Source organism: Deinococcus aetherius (assembly GCF_025997855.1).
Taxonomy (GTDB): Bacteria; Deinococcota; Deinococci; order Deinococcales; family Deinococcaceae; genus Deinococcus; species Deinococcus aetherius.
Map to the genome: position 1 here is coordinate 1,906,208 of NZ_AP026560.1, position 16,751 is coordinate 1,922,958.

At 70.2% G+C, this 16,751-nt stretch carries 20 protein-coding genes; 9 read left to right on the forward strand and 11 right to left on the reverse strand.

What is annotated here, in order from left to right; genetic code table 11:
• Positions 1–46: 46 nt before the first annotated feature.
• On the reverse strand, positions 47–337 hold the full coding sequence (locus DAETH_RS09520; protein WP_264774662.1) for a hypothetical protein: 291 nt from the start codon (positions 335–337) through the stop codon (positions 47–49).
• Positions 338–439: 102 nt separating this feature from the next.
• Between DAETH_RS09520 and DAETH_RS09525 the strand changes: the two genes are divergently transcribed.
• The 3 genes from DAETH_RS09525 (at position 440) to DAETH_RS09535 (ending at position 3,350) form a co-directional block, all read left to right on the forward strand.
• On the forward strand, positions 440–1,696 hold the full coding sequence (locus tag DAETH_RS09525) for an MFS transporter (RefSeq protein ID WP_264774663.1): 1,257 nt from the start codon (positions 440–442) through the stop codon (positions 1,694–1,696).
• A gap of 81 nt (positions 1,697–1,777) precedes the next feature.
• On the forward strand, positions 1,778–2,299 hold the full coding sequence (locus tag DAETH_RS09530) for a pyridoxamine 5'-phosphate oxidase family protein (RefSeq protein ID WP_264774664.1): 522 nt from the start codon (positions 1,778–1,780) through the stop codon (positions 2,297–2,299).
• Positions 2,300–2,420: 121 nt separating this feature from the next.
• On the forward strand, positions 2,421–3,350 hold the full coding sequence (locus DAETH_RS09535) for a DMT family transporter (protein WP_264774665.1): 930 nt from the start codon (positions 2,421–2,423) through the stop codon (positions 3,348–3,350).
• Between the two features lie 3 nt (positions 3,351–3,353).
• On the opposite strand, the gene DAETH_RS09540 is transcribed toward DAETH_RS09535, so the two are convergent.
• Positions 3,354–3,728: a hypothetical protein gene (locus DAETH_RS09540; protein ID WP_264774666.1), complete on the reverse strand. Its 375-nt coding sequence runs from the start codon at positions 3,726–3,728 to the stop codon at positions 3,354–3,356.
• A 310-nt stretch (positions 3,729–4,038) separates the two neighbouring features.
• Between DAETH_RS09540 and sdhC the strand changes: the two genes are divergently transcribed.
• From sdhC to DAETH_RS09565, 5 genes are all read left to right on the forward strand, one after another.
• Complete coding sequence (sdhC, locus tag DAETH_RS09545) at positions 4,039–4,398, forward strand: succinate dehydrogenase, cytochrome b556 subunit (protein ID WP_264774667.1); 360 nt, start codon at positions 4,039–4,041, stop codon at positions 4,396–4,398.
• Positions 4,395–4,772, forward strand: coding sequence for a succinate dehydrogenase hydrophobic membrane anchor subunit (locus tag DAETH_RS09550; RefSeq protein WP_264774668.1), 378 nt, complete (start codon positions 4,395–4,397; stop codon positions 4,770–4,772). The genes sdhC and DAETH_RS09550 overlap by 4 nt, the downstream gene beginning before the upstream one ends.
• Before the next feature lie 28 nt (positions 4,773–4,800).
• Complete coding sequence (gene sdhA / locus DAETH_RS09555) at positions 4,801–6,552, forward strand: succinate dehydrogenase flavoprotein subunit (RefSeq protein ID WP_264774669.1); 1,752 nt, start codon at positions 4,801–4,803, stop codon at positions 6,550–6,552.
• A gap of 98 nt (positions 6,553–6,650) precedes the next feature.
• Positions 6,651–7,406, forward strand: a complete 756-nt coding sequence (locus DAETH_RS09560; RefSeq protein WP_264774670.1) for a succinate dehydrogenase iron-sulfur subunit — start codon at positions 6,651–6,653, stop codon at positions 7,404–7,406.
• Between the two features lie 221 nt (positions 7,407–7,627).
• Positions 7,628–8,119: a DUF2243 domain-containing protein gene (locus tag DAETH_RS09565; RefSeq protein WP_264774671.1), complete on the forward strand. Its 492-nt coding sequence runs from the start codon at positions 7,628–7,630 to the stop codon at positions 8,117–8,119.
• Between the two features lie 75 nt (positions 8,120–8,194).
• Here the strand turns inward: DAETH_RS09565 and DAETH_RS09570 are convergent, their stop codons facing one another.
• The 9 genes from DAETH_RS09570 to DAETH_RS09610 form a co-directional block, all read right to left on the reverse strand.
• The gene (locus DAETH_RS09570; protein ID WP_264774672.1) at positions 8,195–8,689 is read right to left on the reverse strand and encodes a hypothetical protein; all 495 of its coding nucleotides are present in this window, start codon (positions 8,687–8,689) and stop codon (positions 8,195–8,197) included.
• A 50-nt stretch (positions 8,690–8,739) separates the two neighbouring features.
• Positions 8,740–9,054, reverse strand: a complete 315-nt coding sequence (locus DAETH_RS09575) for an antibiotic biosynthesis monooxygenase family protein (protein ID WP_264774673.1) — start codon at positions 9,052–9,054, stop codon at positions 8,740–8,742.
• A gap of 19 nt (positions 9,055–9,073) precedes the next feature.
• Complete coding sequence (locus DAETH_RS09580) at positions 9,074–9,613, reverse strand: cyclin-dependent kinase inhibitor 3 family protein (protein WP_264774674.1); 540 nt, start codon at positions 9,611–9,613, stop codon at positions 9,074–9,076.
• Entirely contained in the window at positions 9,610–10,599 is a 990-nt protein-coding gene (hemB, locus tag DAETH_RS09585) for a porphobilinogen synthase (RefSeq protein ID WP_264774675.1), read from the reverse strand. The genes DAETH_RS09580 and hemB overlap by 4 nt, the downstream gene beginning before the upstream one ends.
• A gap of 339 nt (positions 10,600–10,938) precedes the next feature.
• Positions 10,939–11,184, reverse strand: a complete 246-nt coding sequence (locus tag DAETH_RS09590; RefSeq protein WP_264774676.1) for a hypothetical protein — start codon at positions 11,182–11,184, stop codon at positions 10,939–10,941.
• Entirely contained in the window at positions 11,181–11,375 is a 195-nt protein-coding gene (locus DAETH_RS09595) for a hypothetical protein (RefSeq protein WP_264774677.1), read from the reverse strand. The genes DAETH_RS09590 and DAETH_RS09595 overlap by 4 nt, the downstream gene beginning before the upstream one ends.
• A 16-nt stretch (positions 11,376–11,391) precedes the next feature.
• On the reverse strand, positions 11,392–11,748 hold the full coding sequence (locus tag DAETH_RS09600) for a DUF3208 domain-containing protein (RefSeq protein ID WP_264774678.1): 357 nt from the start codon (positions 11,746–11,748) through the stop codon (positions 11,392–11,394).
• A 55-nt stretch (positions 11,749–11,803) separates the two neighbouring features.
• Positions 11,804–12,916 (reverse strand): transposase, encoded by a 1,113-nt coding sequence (locus tag DAETH_RS09605; protein ID WP_264774679.1) that lies wholly within the window; start codon positions 12,914–12,916, stop codon positions 11,804–11,806.
• Positions 12,917–12,977: 61 nt separating this feature from the next.
• Positions 12,978–15,890, reverse strand: a complete 2,913-nt coding sequence (locus DAETH_RS09610) for a hypothetical protein (RefSeq protein WP_264774680.1) — start codon at positions 15,888–15,890, stop codon at positions 12,978–12,980.
• Positions 15,891–16,038: 148 nt separating this feature from the next.
• Here DAETH_RS09610 and DAETH_RS09615 point away from each other — a divergent pair, with 148 nt between their 5' ends.
• Positions 16,039–16,749 carry a hypothetical protein gene (locus tag DAETH_RS09615; protein ID WP_264774681.1) on the forward strand — a complete coding sequence of 237 codons (711 nt, stop codon included), beginning with the start codon at positions 16,039–16,041 and terminating at the stop codon, positions 16,747–16,749.
• Positions 16,750–16,751: the final 2 nt, after the last annotated feature.

Below are 16,751 nucleotides of genomic sequence, written 5' to 3' on the forward strand. Positions count from 1 at the left end.
GAAGGGGGAGCAGAAGCACACAGCGTTCTGTCCCTCCCCCTGAGGGTCAGACCACCACGCGCTTGAAGGAGCCGTCGTCGTGCTGACCGGGCAACTGGCCGTACATCAGTTCCTGCTCCACCACACGGGCCACGTCCTCGCCGAGTTGCACGGCGTCGCGCTCCTCGCTCTCCAGGGGCTCGGCGACCACGTCGAAGCCGCGCACGGCGTTCACGTCCTGGTGGCGCACCTCCACGCGCAGGGTCTGGCCCTCGACCCGGGGCTCGATGCTCAGGCCGTCGGGGTGGTCGTAGTGGAAGGAGGCGCGGAAGGCGAGGAGGGCATCTTCGAGGTTCATGGGAGGCAGTGTGCCGCGCGCTTCCGCCGCCGAACTGCTGTGCGCCCCACACCTCCCCGGATACCTAAAAAGGCCATGAAGACGCGCCTATACTCGCTCCAGATGACGACCCCCTCCCCCGCGTCCCCGCGCGTCAGCCCGTGGGTGCTGTCCGCCTTCTGGTTCGGCACCGCCTTCCACTGGCTGCTGCTGCTGCTGATCCTGCTGCCCGCCAACGTGGTCCGCTTCGTGGGCGAGGGGCAGAAGGGAACCTACCTCGGCGTGCTGCTCCTCGTCGGCGCCCTGATCGCCCTCGTGTTGCCGCCGCTCGTCGGGGCTCACAGCGACCGCACGGGTCGGCGGGTGCCCTACATCCGCCTGGGCGTGGGGGTCAACCTCGCGGGCCTGGCGGTGATGGCCTTCGCGGCGACCTCGCTGACGGGAGTGGGAGGCTTCTGGGTGTACGTGCTGGGCTTCCTGCTCGTGCAGTTCGGGAACAACTACGCGACGGCGCCCTACAGCGCCCTGATCCCTCAACTCGTGCCCCCGGAGGAGCGCGGACGCTACAGCGGCGTGATGGCGCTGCTCCAGGCGGTCGGGCAACTGCTGGGGGCGGTGGCTGCGTTCGTGATCGGCCTCCTCAAGTTGCCGGTCCTCGTCTCCTTCGCGCTCATCGCCGCCGTGCTGCTGATCCCGGCGCTGATCACCCTGCGGGGGGTGCCGGAGTCGGCGGGGCCCGTCGTCCAAACGGCGAAGGGCCCGACCCTCTCCTGGCGGGAACTCTTCGCGCACCAGCCCTTCTTCTGGGTGTTCGTGACGCGGGTGCTGTTCGCGCTGGGGCAGTATTCCGTGCAGCCCTTCTTGCAGTACTACAACGCGGACGTGCTGGGGCAGCGCGACGCTCAGACGAGCACCAGCGTCATGCTCGTGTGCATCATCGTGGGGAGCATCGCCTCGGCCCTCGTGGGCGGGCGGGTGAGTGACCGCGTCGGGCGCAAGCCGGTGATCTACGTGGCGGGCGGGGTGATGGCCGCCGCCGCATTGGCGCTGCTCGTCGCGCCCTCCTACCCGGTCGCGCTCGCCCTCGCGGTGGGGTTCGGGGTGGGCTTCGGGGCCTTCACGAGCGTGGACTGGGCGCTGGGAAGCGACGCCATGCCGAGCGCGAGCAGCTACGCCCGCGACATGGGCATCTGGCACGTCGCCTTCGTGGCCCCGCAGATGACGAGCGCGCCGCAGGGGGCCCTCCTCGACTGGGGCAACGCGCACGGCGGCAACCTGGGCTACACCCTGGTCTTCGGGATCGCCGCGCTGTTCTTCCTGGCGGGGGTAGTCCTCGTCCGCAACGTGCCCGACGCCGCGCACCGCCGGGCTGCGGCCTGAGCCTCACGCAACCTGACGGGAACCTTTAGACGGTGCCCGCGCTGCCAGAAGGGGCGAAAAGCGCCGTGCCAAGCTCGATCCATGAGCCAGGTCAACACGCCCGAGCAGAGCGACCTCAGCCGCGAAGAGACGATCAAGGCCATGACCGAGGTCATGAAGAACGTGCCCATTGCCATTCTCACCGTGATCACCGACGAGGGGCACCTCCAAGCGCACCCCATGACCACCCGGCAGGCGGAGTTCGACGGGGACGTGTGGTTCCTGGGCGGCAAGGACACCAAGCAGGTGCGGTGCATGGCGGCCCGCCCCCAGGTGAACGTCACCTACGCCGACCACGGCAAGGGCGCCTATGTCAGCATCAGCGGAGAGGCGCAGCTTGTAGAGGACCGCGCCAAGCTGGAGGAGCTGTGGAACGACGCCTATCAGGCCTACTTCCCCGGCGGCATCGACGACCCGAGCATCCAGCTCGTGAAGATCGAGGCGCAGGGCGGCGAGTACTGGGGCAGCGACGGCAAGATCAAGAACCTGTTCGCGCAGGCGCGCGCCGCCGTCACGGGCAAGCCCGCGAGCGACCTGGGGACGAACGAGACGGTCGAGTTCTGACCGCCAGGGGGGATGGAAGGGGCGTGGGCGTTACGGCCCGCGCCTCTTTCCCTGTCTCCTGCGCCTCCGGTGTCCCGCCCCCCTGGACTGCCGAAGACGACGGCGACGTATGCTCGGGCCCGTGACCTCGACACCGCTCGCCCCCGACCATTCCCGGACCTCTCCCCCACGAACGGGGCTGGCGCTGGCGGGCGTGCTCCTCACGGTGATCCTGTGGGGGACGAACGTCGTGCTCCTCAAGGTGATCCTGCGCTTCCTGAACGCCGAGACGATCAACCTGGGCCGCTTCCTGATCGCGGGAGTAGTCCTCGTCGCGCTCGCCGTCCGCTCGCACGGCTGGCCGCGCTGGGACGCCCGCACCTGGGGGCAGGTGGCGCTTGTCGGCCTGCTGGGAAATACCGTCTTCCAGGCCTTCTTCCTGAATGGGATTCACGCAAATCCGGCTGGGGTGGCGGGGCTGGTGAGCGGCATCGTGCCCGTGCTCGTCATCCCGCTGGGCCTGCTGCTCGGCCAGCGGGTCGGGTGGCGGCAGGGGGCGGGGGCCACCCTCGCCTTCGTGGGCCTGCTTGCCCTCCTCGCCGTGACCCTGCGGCCGGGGGCGGCGGTGACGCCCGGCAGGCTCGCGTGGGTGCTCGGGGCGGCGACCGCCTGGGCGCTCTACACCCTGGGGAACCGGCCCCTCACCGAGCGGCTGGGGGCGCTGCCCTTCGTGGCCTTCAGCCTCGCGCTGGGGTGTCTGCCGTACGTGCTCTGGGCGCTGCCGCACGTCCCGGCTCCGGTGGACGTGCCGCCGCTGGCATGGGCGGGAGTCGCGCTGAGTGCCCTGGGCGCGAACGTGGTCGCCTACGTCGCCTGGGCGAACGGGGCGCGGGTGCTCGGCGCGGCCCGCACGAGCGTCTGGAACACCCTCGCCCCCGCCGTCTCGCTCGTCCTCAGCGCCGCCGTGCTCCACGAGCGCCTGCCCGCCGCCGTATGGCTGGGGGCCCTCGTGATCCTCGCGGGGGCCGCGCTCGCCAACTGGCCTGGGCGCGCTGGGGCTCGCCGGGCTTGACGGTCAGTCGAGCTGCATGTCGATGACGGGCGGGACCTTCTCGTCCGCCTGCTCTTTCCCCCTGTCCGCCTTCTCCGCAGGGGGAGGAGTGGTGTGCCAAGAGAGACTGCTCGGCGGCGGGGAGGGCTGCACCGTGACCTGGAAGGGGGCGGGCGCGGGGCGGGCGTCGGGGACCTGGGCGGGCGGTGTCGAGGGAGCGGCGGGAGTCCCCTGTCCCTGGGCGGCCCGGCGCGCGGCGATCAGGATGGCGTCCACCTCGGCAGCGCTCAGCAGCCCCTTGGTCTGGAGGGTGCTCAGGATGGCGAGGGCGAGCTTGCGGGCGTACTCGGCCTCGTTGAGGGGGGGCAGGGGCGGGGTGGGCGCGCCGCTTTGCGTCATGCCCGCACCCTAGCGCGAATGTCGGCCCGGCGGTGAAGAATCGGCCTGGTGCCAGGAGAGCGGGGCGAAAGTCCCGGACTGTGAGGTCGGCTTCGCCTTTATTGGGACTTCACTCACCAAGTGACGAAGGGTGTCCGGGCGAGTGGAATGCCCGCCGCAAGGGAAGTGGGGCGGGGTGATATTCTGTGGGCTGTCTGAAAAGGTGGCGTGAAGCATCACCCACACGGCAAACGAGCGGTCTGGCGGCCCGCCTTCCGCCCGGGAAGGGCAGAGGGCGCGAGCGGGCGCGGGAGCACGAGGAGGAAGAGGAATGTACCGAGGAAGAGAGGGGCAGTGGGCCTGGCTGCTTCACCGCCTGTCCGGGCTGGCGATCCTGGCCTATCTGCTCGTTCACGTCATCAGCATCAGCCTGTTCGTGTTCGGCGAGCGGGCCTACATGGCGCTCCACACGACCTACGAGCTGCCGATCTTCAGCCTGGGGCTGATCGCGGTCACGGCGGGGGTCGTGTACCACTCCCTGAACGGGCTGCGGATCATCGTGATGGACTTCACCGGCATGGGCGTGCTGTACCAGCGGCAGATGTTCTGGGCCGTGATGGGCCTGACCCTGCTCGCCACCGCCTACACCGCCTTCGTGGTGATCGGCCGCATGCTCGGGGGTGCGGCATGATCCGCGCGCGCACCTTCACGGACGCCCGGCAGCAGGCGCACTCCAACGCCGAGCTGAACTGGTGGATCTTCATGCGGATCAGCGGCCTGGTGCTCGTCTTCCTGATCCTGGGCCACATCTACATGACGTTTATCCAGGTCAGCGAGGCCGACGCGACGTACATCGCCGTCGTCAACAAGCTGCAAAACCCGGCCTGGAAATTCTACGACTGGACCATCCTGGCCCTCTCCCTGCTGCACGGGGTCAACGGCGCGCGGTACTCCATCGAGGACTACGTGCGCTCGCGGCCCAACCGGGCGTGGGTCAAGATCATCTTCTACACGATCAGCGCCGTGATCTTCACCCTGGGGACCATTGGGCTGTTCTCGATCTGACGCACTCGACCTGAAGTAAAGGACTGATATGCACCATCGTTACGACGTACTGGTGGTCGGCGCGGGCGGGGCGGGGCTGATGGCCGCGCTCTACGCCGCCAAGGGCGGGGTGTCCGTCGCCTGCATCTCCAAGCTCTACCCCACCCGGTCCCACACGGGCGCGGCCCAGGGCGGCATCGGCGCCGCGCTCGGCAACGTCGCCGAGGACCACTGGGAATGGCACATGTTCGACACCGTCAAGGGCGGCGACTACCTCACCGACCAGGACGCGGCCGAAATTTTCGCCAAGGACATCATCGAGGCCGTCTACGAGCTGGAACACATGGGCCTGCCCTTCTCGCGGCTCGACAACGGCAAGATCGCCCAGCGCAAGTTCGGCGGCCACACGCGCGACTTCGGCAAGGCGGCGGTCGAGCGGTCGTGCTACGCCAAGGACCGCACCGGCCACATGATCCTGCAAACCTTGTACCAGCAGAACGTGAAGGCCGGGACCAACTTCTACAACGAATTCCACGTCACCGACCTGATCATCGAGGAGGGGCGCTGCCGGGGCGTGGTGGCCTACCACCTCGCCAGCGGCGAGCTACACACCTTCCACGCGAAGGCCGTGATCCTGGCGGCGGGCGGGTACGGGCGCATCTACAAGATCACCTCCAACGCCCTGACGCTCACCGGCGACCTGATGAGCATCTACTACCGCAAGGGCCTGCCGCTGGAGGACATGGAGTTCTACCAGTTCCACCCGACCGGCCTCGCCAAGCTGGGCATCCTGGTGACCGAGGGGATTCGCGGTGAGGGCGGCATCCTGCGCAACTCGGACGGCGAGCGGTTTATGGAACGCTACGCGCCGACGATCAAGGACCTTGCGCCGCGCGACATCGTTTCGCGTTCGATCATCACTGAGATTCGGGAGGGGCGAGGTGTGGGCCGCGACAAGGACGCCGTGCACATCGACCTGACGCACCTCCCGCGCGAGGTGATCGAGGGCAAGCTGGCGGAGATCACCGACCTCGCGCGCACCTACCTCGGGCAGGACCCGGTGAAGGACCTCGTGGCGGTGCAGCCGACGGCACATTACGCGATGGGCGGCATCCCCACCGACATCAACGGCCTGTGTCTGGCGGACGGCAACGGCACGCCGGTCGAGGGGCTGTACGCGGCGGGCGAGCAGGCGTGCGTGTCGTTGCACGGGGCGAACCGGCTGGGCACGAACAGCCTCGGTGACCTGATCGTCTTCGGGCGCCGGGCGGGCATCTTCGCCGCGCAGTACGCGCAGCAGGTGGAGTACGCCGAGATGCCCGAGGACCCCGAGCGCGAGACGGTGGAGCTGCTCGACCGCCTGAAGAACGCCTCCGGCAAGGAGAACTCCGCCCTGATCCGCAAGGAGTTGCAGGAGTCGATGATGAACAACGTCGGCATCTTCCGCAACGGCCCGGACATGGCGAAGCAGGTCGAGATCATCAAGGAACTCAAGGTCCGTTACGCGGGGGTCTCGGTGTCCGACCCCAGCGTCCGGTACAACAGCGAACTCATCGAGGCGATGGAACTGGGCTTCATGCTCGACTGCGCGGAGGCCGCGACCGCCTCGGCGCTCAACCGCAAGGAGTCGCGCGGCGCCCACGACCGCGAGGATTACACCGAGCGCGACGACGCCAACTGGCTCAAGCACACGATGGCCTACAAGGACCTCAACAACCCCGACAACGTGCTGATCGGCTACAAGTCCGTGTCCCTCAAGGGCTACACCCGGGCGTTCGAGCCGAAGCCACGCGTGTACTGAGGGGCTCGTGGCGGGTGGCCCGTCTCCTGTAGAGAAAAGCTCCTCCTTTTTCCACAAGCGACAAGCCGCACGCGACACGCCCCCGACAAAGGAAAGACATGCCCGAGTACTACCCCCCCTCCAACGCCGCCCCGAACGTGCAGATGATGCACATCAAGGTCAAGGTTCTTCGCTTCAACCCGGAAAAGGACAAGAAGGCCCACTGGGAGACGTACCCGGTGGAGGCGCAGCCCGCCGACCGCGTGCTCGACGTGTTGAACTACGTCAAGTGGTTCGTGGACCCCTCGCTGACCTTCCGCCGCTCGTGTATGCACGGCATCTGCGGCAGCGACGCGATGATGATCAACGGGCGCAACCAGCTCGCCTGCAAGACGCTGCTGCGCGACGTGGTGAAAGAGGGCGGCACGCTGACGGTGGAGCCCATTCGCGGCCTGAAGGTCGAGAAGGACCTGCTGACCGACATGGAGCCCTTCTTCGACGCCTACCGGGCGATCATGCCGTACTTCATCAACGAGAGCCCGCCTCCCGCCGGGGAGCGGCTGCAATCGCCTGAACTCGCCGAGCGGATGGCGCAGTCGAGCAACTGCATCCTCTGCGCGTGCTGCACGACCTCCTGCCCGATCTTCTGGGTGAACGGCTCGTACCTGGGCCCGGCGGCCATCGTGCAGGCGCACCGCTTCATCTTCGACAGCCGCGACCAGGCCACCAACCAGCGGCTGAACATCATGAACCAGAACACCGGCGTCTGGCGCTGCCGCACCGCCTACAACTGCACGGAAGCCTGCCCGCGCGACATCCCGATCACCCAACTGATCGAGGAGGTCAAGCGCGCGGTGATGTACCAGCAGTCGTAGGGACACGTTGGGGGCGGCAAGAAGGCCGAAGGGCCGCCCCTGAGGCTGGGGCCAGCAACCAGCAGTCGTAAGGGCGGAGCGGTCAGCAAGCAGAACAGAGGGGCGGGGGCGCGAGCTTCCGCCCTTTTCCTTTTGGATGGCCCGAAGCTCAAGTCCGTCTGAAAGCGCCCGTACCTTCACTCCTCGCCTGTTCCCCTAACGTTCAGGGAAGGGGGCAAGTAATGAGCGTACGGGGAGCGCGGGGCAGTCTCGGGCAGCGGGCGGCGGAGCAGAGACGCTGGATGACGGGCGGGGTGCTGCTCGGGGTGGGGCTGGGTGGATTCTTCGACGGGATCGTGCTGCACCAGATCCTCCAGTGGCACCACATGGTCAGCGAGCCGTATCCGCCGGAGACCCTTCAGAACTTACGCATCAACACCCTGGGCGACGGCCTCTTCCACAGCCTGAACTGGGTCTTCACCCTGCTTGGAACGCTGCTCTTCTGGAGCGGCCTGCGGGCCAGCCACACGACCTGGCGCACTTCCACCTTTCTCGGCACCCTGATCTTCGGCTGGGGCCTCTTCAACGTGGTCGAGGGCCTGATCGACCACCAGATTCTGGGCATCCATCATGTCCGCCCGGGGCCGTACTGGCTCGCCTATGACCTCGGGTATCTGGCGTGGGGCGCGGTGATGCTCCTCATAGGCTGGCGGTTGATGCGGGCGGCGCGCTGAGGGCGGGCCAACAGGAGGCCGTCAGAGGCCGCCCTTCCCGGCTGACCCCTGACGGCTGAACGCTGGCCGCTTTTCCTAGAACTGCAACGCGTACCGCGCCCCGTCGCTGCCCGTGCAGTCGCCGACCCCGTGGTAGGCGTCGTTCACCTGGAGGGTGCAGGTGATGGTGCGGGCGGGCGCCGCGAAGGACTTGGCGATCAGGTTGCCGGTGCGCAGACCCGTGCGCGTCTGGGTCGTGGTGCCCACCCGGGTGCCGAAGAACGGATCGTCGTACGGGCCGGTGCCGAAGCCGAAGCCCACATCCACGGCGGGGCGGACGGTCACGGTGGTGGAGGCGTCGAGGAGGACGGTGCGGCCCCCGAACGTCTGACCGCCGATCTGAATGGTCGTGTTGTTCCCGGCGAAGGGGTCGCCCGCCCGGGTGCTCAGGGCGCCGGGGGAGAAGGTGATCGTGCCCTCCTGGCCGGTCGTGGCGTTGACGATGCGGCCCGTGACGGGCGGGTTCAGGGCCGGAGCGCACGAGGCGAGAAGTGCGGCGATGCTCAGGCAGGCCAGCGTCGCTTTCATCATGTCCTCAGTGTAGGGGGCGTGGCTGACGGGCCGGTGAGCGAAAAATGCGCTCAGCGAGGCCCGCCGCTTTGAACGACCTCATGGATTTCGAGGACGTTCGGGCCCGTAAAGGCGTCTTTCGGCAGGGTGCCGCTGCGCGCGTGGCCCTGGCGGAAGGCGTCGCTGTTCGTCCACGCCTCGAACGCCTCGCGCGACTCCCAGAAGGTGAGGACCACGAAGGGCTCGCCCTCCCCGGTGGGCCGCAGGACGTGGTTGGCAACGAAGCCGGGCATTCCGTCCACCAGCCCCGCGCGCTCGCGGAAGCGGGCCTCGAACTGGTCGTGATACGCGGGGTTGACGTAGATGCGGTTGGCGACGGTGATCATGACGGGCCTCCCTGGAAGGTCAGCGGCGGGCGAAGTCGTGGATGAACTGGACCTGAGCCTCGGTTTCGATGGTGCCTGGACGGGCCTCACGCACCCGCAGGGTGGCCTGCTCGGGCGGCATCCCGGCCTGGACGAGCAGGCAAGCGGCGGTCAGCCCCGCCCGGCCCAGCCCGCCCCGGCAGTGGACGACGACCCGGCGACCGTCGAGCAGGGCGTCCATCAGCTCGTCGAGGAAGGCCCCGAAGCCACCCAGGTCGCCCGGCACGTCCCGGTCACGGATCGGGCAGGCGAGGACGGTCAGGCCGTGCTCCTCGACGAGGGTGTGATAGTCGGGGATGCCCAGCAGCTCGAACTCGTGGTCCTCGATCAGGGGGGCGATCACTTGCACGCCCTCGCGGGCCAGCCGCCTGAGGTCGGCGCCCAGGTCCCGGTCGTGCACGACACCCGCCTGGAGGACGCTCGCGCCCTTTTTGCCCGGGGCGAACGTCAGCCCGAGGCGGCCCGGCCATAGGCCCGTCTCCACCCAGTCCACCCGGATGGGGTGCGTCTCGCTCGTCACCTTGACCCCTCCCGGAGCCAGCGGGCGGCGTCGAGAGCGTGGTAGGTGATAATCGCGTCGGCCCCGGCACGGCGCATCCCGGTCAGCGTCTCCAGCACGGTGCGGCGCTCGTCCATGTACCCGGCCTGCACGGCGGCCTTGACGAGCGCGTACTCGCCGCTCACGTTGTAGGCGACGAGGGGCAGGTCGAAGGTGTCGCGCAGCAGCCTCACCATGTCGAGGTACGCCAGCGCGGGCTTGACCATCAGGAAATCCGCACCCTGCTCGGCATCGAGCCTGGCCTCCCGCAGCGCCTCGCGCTCGCCGCCCGCCGGGTCCATCTGGTACGACGCTCGGTTGCCGACGCTGGGGGTGCTGCCCGCCGCGTCGCGGAAGGGCCCGTAGTAGGCCGAGGCGTACTTGACCGCGTAGGCCATGACGGGGACGTGTGAGAAGCCCGCCTTGTCCAGGGCCGAGCGAATCGCGCCGACCTGGCCGTCCATCATCGCGCTGGGGGCCACGATGTCCGCGCCCGCCCGCGCCTGGGACACGGCGGTCCTGGCAAGGAGATCGAGGGCCGCGTCATTGTCCACCGTCCACTCGCCGTCCCCCGTCTGGCACAGCGGCCCGCAGTGGCCGTGGTCGGTGTACTCGCACAGGCAGGTATCGGCGATGACGGTCACGTCGGGCAGGGCGGCCTTGATGGCGGTCGCTGCGCGCTGAATCACGCCGCCCTCCGCGTAGGCCTGGCTGCCTTCGGGGTCCTTGTGGTCGGGGATGCCGAAGAGGATCACGCTGGGGATGCCGAGGTCGCGGGCGGCTCTCGCCTGCTCGACGGCGCCCTCGACGCTGTGGCGGCTCACGCCCGGCATGGTGGCGATGGGCTCCTCGGTCTCCCCCTCGTGGACGAAGATGGGGTGGATGAAATGCTGCGGAGAAAGCGTGACCTCACGGGTCATGGCCCGCAGGCCAGCAGTGCGGCGCAGACGGCGGGGACGGTCCAACATGGGGGCAGGCTAGCGCAGGGCGGGGCGGGGGATTGAGAGGCAGGGAGAGGAGGCGAGGGAGCGCGGTGCCGTCTGCTGCTCAGGCGAGAGGCGGGCTTGGCGGTTCGGGGTGGCCCTGGGGGCTGCGTCTGCTCGGCCCCCAGCCAACTTCACCACAAGAAGCTTGATACGAACTGGGAGGTGGGGCGAAACTGCCCGCTCGTTGAATGGCATGAGGGTGAGCTACGCTCGTCACCCCCCTCCCACCCTCCCCCACGAGGGGGGAGGAGCTAAGAACATCATCCTCGCCGCACGCACCAAGTCAGGGACCTGGGAAGAAACCTTCCCCACCCAGGCCCCTCACACCACGAAGGCCCGCACCCCGCGCTCCCGGCAGGCTTGCAATAGCCGTTGCCGGGTCTCGGCCACCACCTCCAGGTCGACGTGTTCGACGGTCAGGACGACGCGCGACCGACCCGCCGTGTCCACTCCAGTTCGAGCACTCAGCCTCGCGCCGCCCGGGGTGGCGAGCAGGGCGGCGAGGGTGGCCGGGTCCGGGCTCCGGGGCAGGGTGATGTGTTCCCGGGTAGGCGCGGCGTCCGTCATCGCCGCAGCGGCTCCACGCGGTAGCCCCTCCGGGCGTGGGGCGGGCCGACCTCGCCGCGTTCGAGCAGGAGCTTTACCGCCTCGCCCGGCAGGCGCTCCACCCGCTCAAGGTACAGGCGGAGGCTGACGGGGCCGTCGAAACGGCGGGGGTGGGAGTCACCCTCCACCCGCAGGTCGAGCCACTCGATCACGGGGCGCCTATGGGGCTCATAGCTCGCGCAGGTCCTCCCAGAGCTGCCAGCCCACGCCCTCGGGGGTGGCGTCCAGCAGGGGGCCGAGGGCCTGGCTGGCGGTCTCGGCGTCGCCGTGCAGGGCCTCGCCGCCGGGCTTGTCGTCGTACACGCGCAGGACCGTGAACTGGTAAAAGGTCTGCCCGGCCGTCGGCTGGCCGTTCTCGAAAAAGGCGAAGGGCGGCGTGACCTGGTCCCACAGGACGTGCGCCTCGTCGAGTTCGTGGGGCAGGTAGTGTTCCAGGTCCACGTCGGCGTCCGCCGGGTGCCAGACGTAACCCTGAAGCAGTCTCACGGCGGCGCGGCCTCCGCCGTGGGCGTAGGGGGTGCTCATCCGCCCCAGCATACCCGCTCCGGGGACGGGGGCGGGTTAACTGACATCTTGCAATTTAGGTTGAGGGGACGGGAAGTGCATGCTGGAAGGCGTCGAGCGCGTCCAGCTCCAGTTGGAGTGCTTGACGACGCACATCGGGGACGAACGAGAACCGTACGGTTCTCGCCAGATCGCCCCAGTCGGGCCACATGCCTGCTCTCCCCACAGGCAGATCGAGGTTCTGGAGATGGCAGAGGAGGAAGGCTGTCCCAGAGAGGCACCACCAGCGCATCACCCCCTGTTTGCTGTGCTGGGCGAAGCGTTCGAGCCCAAAGCGTCCCTTGACCGTTTTGAAGAAGGCTTCGATCCGCCACCGGCACTTCCCCAGCCGAGCCAGGTACTTGCCCCCCAGATCGAGATTGGACATCACGAAGCGTTGTTCAGGCTCTTTGTTGCGGTAGAGCCAGACCCAGGAGACGCACATGGTGTGGTCAAGCCCTGTGGGCTTGACCAGGCTCCCCCGGACCATCAGGTCACGGACCTGCCGCCCACCCTCCAGTTTCCGGGTGCAGCGCACGCCGACCACGATGTCGAGGCCACGGGCGAGAACGCCCCGAATAAACTCGGCACTCTCGAAGCCCCCGTCTGCATGCAGACGGGGACGCCGTTTTCCAGACATCAGGGCAGAAGGAACGGTGCGGAGCAGCTTCAACGCGAGCTGCGCGGGGGAAGGGGTCCCCTTCCCCCGCCAGATTTGAAAAGCCCAGGGCAGACGAAGCTGCCCGCAGCACAGGTACAACACCACCAGGTGAACGCCGTGGACGCTGTTGAAGGTGTGAACCCAGTCGGCAAGTTCGCTGAACTTGCCGGTCTTTTCCAGGCTGGTCAGGTCCACCAGCAGTTCCAGCCGAGGGCGCTGGTGGGGCTGCTGTCGCCACCAGTCCTGCACCGTCTCCAGGGCGTGCTGACGCAACACTCGGCACAGGTGCCGGGTGTCCCAGACCGCGTGATTGAGGAAGCGGCTGAGAGCTGAGGGAGATTTGACGGTGGCCCGTTGGGGTAGCGGTCTACCAGAACCATCCAACAGCAGGTCGAGGAAGACCTCGAACGACTCCCGATGCTGCTTGCGGGAAAAGCAGGGCAGGATGTCAGAATACAACCGTCTGGAACGCTGTTCTTTTGGGTTCACACCCCACAATGGGGCCAAAAGGGCGTTCCAGACGTCCTTTCCCTCAACTGCAAGATGTCAGTTAACCCTCCGGCCCGGTTTCGAGAAGGACGAGCGCGTCGCGCAGCCGCAGGTGACCGGGTTCCCAGTCCGGGTGGAGGACACGCAGCACGGCCTCGGGGTGGGGGTGTCCGTGCTCCAAGGCGCGGCCCGCCTCCCGCCACACCCCGGGCCGAAAGGGGGCGAGGTCGGGCTCCCGCAGGGCGTCGCGCAGCCAGCCCAGAGTTCCCACCCCCTCCCCGACGGTCGCGCGGGCCTCCAGCGCGAGGAGCTGGGCCGTGAGCCCGGGGTCGGGCGCGTGGGTGCCGGGGAGGCCGAGCTGCACCCGGCGCACGAGGGCGTGGGCGCGGTTGACCTCGGCGAGGGCGGCGTTTCCCTCCCCCGCCCGCAGCAGGGCCTCGGCGCGGATGGCGCGGGCCTGGGCCTCGGCGTAGGGGTGGTCGGTCATGTCCAGCGCCCGGCCCGTGTGCTCCAGGGCGGCGCGCGGGTCGGGGTCGGCGAGGGCGCGGCTGAGCCGCATGTCGAAGGTGAGGACCTGCTCGCGGTCGCTTTTTCCATCGGCCCGGGTGAGCCCCACGTCGAGCAGCGCCCGGGCATGGGCGAGGTCGGGGTGGTCGCCGCGCGGCCCGGCGAAGGGCTGGAGGTACGGCAGGCCCACCCCACGCGTCAGGTACGCGAGCGCGACGCGGTAGGCGGTGCGGCGGGTGCGGTACTCGGCCTCCGGGCGGCGGGGCCCGGGGCGGGCGAGCAGGGCCAGGGCGCGCGTGGCGTCGGCGAGCGCGGCGTCGGGCCGTCCCAGCGCGAGCAGGACGGGCACGCCCTCGCTCAGGAGCCGGGCGCGCAGCACCGTGTCCCCCCGCCCACCCCCCACGGCGTTCGGCAGGAGCGCGAGGGCGCGGCCCAGGTGCTCCCACCCCTCCCCGGGGCGGCCCAGACGGCGCAGGGCCGTGGCCGCGCGGGCCAGCGCCCGGGCACCTTCCTCGTCGGTGCCCCCGGCGACCTCCAGGCGGGCGGCGGCGTCCGTCAGGGCTTCCAGGGCGGCGGCGGGCTGGCCCAGGCGCAGCCGCAGGTCGCCCTCCTGGTAGCGGGCGCGGGCGGAGAGGAGCGGGCTCGCCTCCGGGACGAGGTGGAGGTGGTGCAGCGCCTCGCCCCAGCGCCCCGCGTCCTTGGCGATCAGGCCCCGCCAGAGGTGGGCGCGGGCCCCGCCGTGCGCGGTGCGCGGGTCGCGGACCGCGTGCGTGGCCGCCTCCAGGTCCCCGCGCCAGCGGGCCAGGGCCGCCCGCACGAGCAGGGCGTCGGCCCCGGCGGCGGCGGTCCAGGAGTCGGGGGCCCCGGCCAGGACGCCGCTCAGGTCGGGGTGGGCGAGCCCTGCGGTCGCCGCCTCGAAATTGCCCGCGTCCACGCTGCTCTCCGCGAGCTTGACCCGTGCCCAGCCCCGCACGGCCGGGTTCGGCGATTCCAGCAGGGTGAAGAGGGCGTCCCGCGCGTGGGGCTCGTCGTACTCGCCGCGCCCGGCGTGGTGGGCGGCGACCGCCCGGGCGAGCGTCTCACGGGTGGCCCCCCGCGCCCCCGCCCGCACCCGGGGCCACAGGGGCGGCAGGTGCCGGGCGTCGTCCGGACACCCGGCGAGGTGCGCGGCGAGCCCGCCCCACTCCCCCAGCGCGGCGAGGGCGCTCAAGCGGAACCGGGCGAGGTCCGGGGGCAGGGAGGCGCCCGCCAGACGGCGTAGGGGCTCCTGCACCTCGCGGGCGGGAACGTGCCCCAGGGCGGCCCGCAGCGGGGGCAGGGGCGTCCAGCCCGCGCTCCCCTCCCGCAGCAGGGCGCGGGCGTGCGGGGGGAGGGCGGCCACGGGCCCCCCGAGGGCGGCAGCGAGGGCAGGCCCGGGAATGTCCCCGTCCGGCCCCACCTCCAGCGCCGCGAGGGCCGCCGCCAGCCGCCGCACGTCCGGGTCGGCGAGGAGGCGGTCGGGGGCCGCCTCTTCTGCCCCCGAGCCCGCGAGCAGGACGAGGCGGTCGAGGTGCCGCCCCGTCTCGCGGACGAGCAGGTCGGCCCGCTCGCGGGGGATGCCCAGGCGGGCCATCAGGTACGCGCGGGCCTCGGCGGGGGTGGGGGGGCGCAGCTCGATGACCTCCGCCACGCCGCCGGGCAGCCCGGCCGCGTCCTCCAGCGCGAGGAGCACGGCCACGCCGGGAGGGGCGCGGCGCAGCAGGTGTTCGGCGGCCCAGGCGGCGGGGGACAGGGGCGAACCGTCGGGGCCCCGGGGCGGCCCGCCCGCGAAGGTCAGGTCGGCGGTGACCCGGGCGAGGAGCACGCCGGGCGGGGGAGGAAGCACGGATCGGGCCGCGTCCGCCTGCGCCTGCGCCCGGGCCGAGAAGGAGGTGCCCGACGCGGCGAGCGGCAGCGTCCCCTCCCCTCCCGCTGGCCCCCCCGCCTGGACGTCGCCCCGCAGGTTGAGCCGGGTGACCGGCCCGCTCGCCACGCCCCGCAGGGCCCGTTCCAGGTGGTCGAGCAGGATCGTCTTGCCTGCCCCCGCGCGGCCCGTCACGATCAACCGGGGGGCGCGGCCCGACCGGACGCCCGCCAGGAACTGCTTGTACGCCCGTTTCTTGGAGCGGCCCAGCAGCTCCAGCTCGTCGGGGAGGGGGGAAGGCACGGGTGGAGAGGCCGCCCCGCCCCCTTCGAGGGGCCGCCCCGCCTCCCGCGCGAGGCCTTCGAGGATGGCGCGCAGGGCAGCCTTGTCCGCCGGGGTGCCCACGTCGCGGTACACGATGTTGCGCACGCTCGACCCGTTCGCGCCCCGCCCGCGCATCTCGGCCTCCAGCCAGCGCAGGCTGCCGCGCACCTCGTGCCCCGCTTTCCCGCTTCCCCGGGGCAGGTGAGCGCGCAGGTCGGCGAGGACACCCTTCCAGTCGAAGCCGGGCGCGGAGGCGTTCAAGGTAGGCCGAGGCTATCATCCCGTCCCGCTGGCCCGGCCCACCCCGGCGGGGAGTTCCCGGCACGTTCCTGATGCCGTCGTCAGCGTCCTCGCGCGGCCCTGTGTATACTCGGTCCAGTTTTCACAATTCCCACCCCAGGAGGAACCCATGCGTCTATCCCTCACCCGCCCTGCCCTCGTGACCCTGGCCCTGACCGCCGCTGCGACGGCAGGCGCCCAGAGCCAGCAGGCCGCGCAGGCCCTCTTCGACGAGGGCAAGTGGCAGGAGGCCGCCAGCAGCGCCGCCGCCCTGAACACCGGCGCCGGGTTCGCCCTCGCCGCCGAGGCCACGACCGCCGGGGCGGCTCTCAGCCCCGACAACCAGAAGAAGGCCCTTTTCGAGAAGGCCCAGGGGTACGCCCGTCAGGCCATCGCGCTCGACAAGAACAACGCGGACGCCTACTTCGAGTTGGCCCGCGCCGAGGGGAGGCTGGCCCAGTACAGCGGGATTCTCAACAGCCTCAACCTCGCCGGGGACATGCGCAAGAACCTCGACCAGGCCTTGAAGCTCAAGCCCAACATGGCGGGCGCCTACGTCGCGCTCGGCCTGTGGCACGCCAATCTGGTCGCCAAGGGGCGGGCCGCGACCTTCGTGACCGGCGCGCGGGCGAACCAGATCACGCCCAACTTCGAGAAGGCCATCGCCCTCGAACCCGGCGTCGCCGTCCACCGCATCGAGTACGCCAACGCCCTGCTGCTTCAGGGCAACAAGGCCGGGGCCGCCGCCCAGCTTCAGAAGGCCGTGAGCCTGCCTGCCGAGACCTTCTGGCAGAAGCGCGACCTGGAGGAGGCGAAGGCGCGGCTGGCGTCGTTGCAGTAAGC

Coding starts and splice junctions, on each gene's coding strand:
- DAETH_RS09560 (WP_264774670.1), top strand. CDS start 6,651: ATGCCCGAGTACTACCCCCCCTCCAACGCCGCCCCGAACGTGCAGATG.
- DAETH_RS09565 (WP_264774671.1), top strand. CDS start 7,628: ATGAGCGTACGGGGAGCGCGGGGCAGTCTCGGGCAGCGGGCGGCGGAG.
- DAETH_RS09615 (WP_264774681.1), top strand. CDS start 16,039: ATGCGTCTATCCCTCACCCGCCCTGCCCTCGTGACCCTGGCCCTGACC.
- DAETH_RS09600 (WP_264774678.1), bottom strand. CDS start 11,748: ATGAGCACCCCCTACGCCCACGGCGGAGGCCGCGCCGCCGTGAGACTG.
- DAETH_RS09550 (WP_264774668.1), top strand. CDS start 4,395: ATGATCCGCGCGCGCACCTTCACGGACGCCCGGCAGCAGGCGCACTCC.
- hemB (WP_264774675.1), bottom strand. CDS start 10,599: ATGTTGGACCGTCCCCGCCGTCTGCGCCGCACTGCTGGCCTGCGGGCC.
- DAETH_RS09520 (WP_264774662.1), bottom strand. CDS start 337: ATGAACCTCGAAGATGCCCTCCTCGCCTTCCGCGCCTCCTTCCACTAC.
- DAETH_RS09590 (WP_264774676.1), bottom strand. CDS start 11,184: ATGACGGACGCCGCGCCTACCCGGGAACACATCACCCTGCCCCGGAGC.
- DAETH_RS09575 (WP_264774673.1), bottom strand. CDS start 9,054: ATGATCACCGTCGCCAACCGCATCTACGTCAACCCCGCGTATCACGAC.
- DAETH_RS09525 (WP_264774663.1), top strand. CDS start 440: ATGACGACCCCCTCCCCCGCGTCCCCGCGCGTCAGCCCGTGGGTGCTG.
- DAETH_RS09570 (WP_264774672.1), bottom strand. CDS start 8,689: ATGATGAAAGCGACGCTGGCCTGCCTGAGCATCGCCGCACTTCTCGCC.
- DAETH_RS09540 (WP_264774666.1), bottom strand. CDS start 3,728: ATGACGCAAAGCGGCGCGCCCACCCCGCCCCTGCCCCCCCTCAACGAG.
- sdhC (WP_264774667.1), top strand. CDS start 4,039: ATGTACCGAGGAAGAGAGGGGCAGTGGGCCTGGCTGCTTCACCGCCTG.
- DAETH_RS09530 (WP_264774664.1), top strand. CDS start 1,778: ATGAGCCAGGTCAACACGCCCGAGCAGAGCGACCTCAGCCGCGAAGAG.
- sdhA (WP_264774669.1), top strand. CDS start 4,801: ATGCACCATCGTTACGACGTACTGGTGGTCGGCGCGGGCGGGGCGGGG.